The sequence below is a fragment of the Candidatus Erwinia dacicola genome (assembly GCF_001756855.1).
Classification (GTDB): domain Bacteria; phylum Pseudomonadota; class Gammaproteobacteria; order Enterobacterales; family Enterobacteriaceae; genus Erwinia; species Erwinia dacicola.
Map to the genome: position 1 here is coordinate 1 of NZ_MAYS01000452.1, position 1,058 is coordinate 1,058.

The 1,058-nt window shown below is 48.5% G+C and carries 1 protein-coding gene, 1 tRNA gene and 1 pseudogene; 1 reads left to right on the forward strand and 2 read right to left on the reverse strand.

The window, feature by feature from the left end:
* Nucleotides 1-327: site-specific integrase (locus tag BBW68_RS12145; RefSeq protein WP_148127657.1), on the forward strand; the 327-nt coding region annotated here is incomplete at its 5' end.
* Between the two features lie 353 nt (nt 328-680).
* Here BBW68_RS12145 and BBW68_RS12150 read toward each other — a convergent pair.
* Both BBW68_RS12150 and BBW68_RS16870 read right to left on the reverse strand, forming a co-directional pair.
* Nucleotides 681-756, reverse strand: a tRNA-Phe gene (locus BBW68_RS12150).
* 110 nt (nt 757-866) lie between these two features.
* A pseudogene (locus tag BBW68_RS16870) lies at nt 867-980 on the reverse strand (transcriptional regulator); the annotation flags it as partial.
* Nucleotides 981-1,058 lie beyond the last annotated feature (78 nt).

Below are 1,058 nucleotides of genomic sequence, written 5' to 3' on the forward strand. Positions count from 1 at the left end.
TTAGTTGACCACTACAAACCGAAACAGTCTGCTACTTCCGTGATGCAGACAGTACGTTCCTTTTTTCGCCGGTTATCAAAGGAATATGGTTTTCATGTAAGTCCACATCGCTTCAGGCATATACTGGCGACAACATTGATGAAACACCCTGAGCGCAATATGCAACTGACCAGACAGATGCTGGGTCATCGCAGCCTGTCTTCCACAATGGAGTATATCGGACTGGATACGCACAGTACGGTCAGAATACTGGAAAATGAATTGTCAGACTTTCTGACGATGGGGATGGGCGGAGAACATGCGCGGTTGACACTGAAAAACTCATGATGTGAATTATCCTTCCCTGAACTGATAAGGGGGCAGTGCCCGGACGGGGATTAAGCGGGGGGCAGAAGCGGTGCGGCACAGGAACCGCGCGCAGGAATTGTGAGATAAATTAGAAAAAATAAAAACAACCTTACGCGAAGTTGACTATTAAATCAACTTCGCGTAAAAATGATCAGTTATCGAGAAGAGCGTTTGGTATCAACAAACGCTCTTACTTGAGAAACCAATATCAGCCACGCGGAAAGTAAATAAGGCGTGATTAAAACTGAGTAATCAAGTTTTTAATCGAGCGATGGAGATCTCAATTCCAGCGACCGTGCTAGGAAACTGTGAACCACTTCAAAAAAATGAAGTGGTGCCCGAACCCGGAATCGAACCAGGGACACGGGGATCTTCAATCCCCTGCTCTACCTACTGAGCTATTCGGGCAACAGGTCGTATTAGACCGTAAAGGCCGTTCGGCGTCAACGGCTTTGTCATAGAAAAGACCTAAAAGCCCGCCAACTGCCCGCTTTTTACCCGCATGGATTAAAAGCCGTTCAGCTCAGCGCACCGTTCTTGCGGCACAGGGCAAAGTTGAGCACATCTGCCGCTAGACAGCGCACAGCCTCGACATCTTCGGCTTGGCGCTTAACCAGCAGGCGTGACAGACAACTGTAGTGGTCAACTAATACTGGCCACAGCATTAGGCTGTAAGTAGTACAGCCGCTCAGATTCGTTGGGCGTCAGAC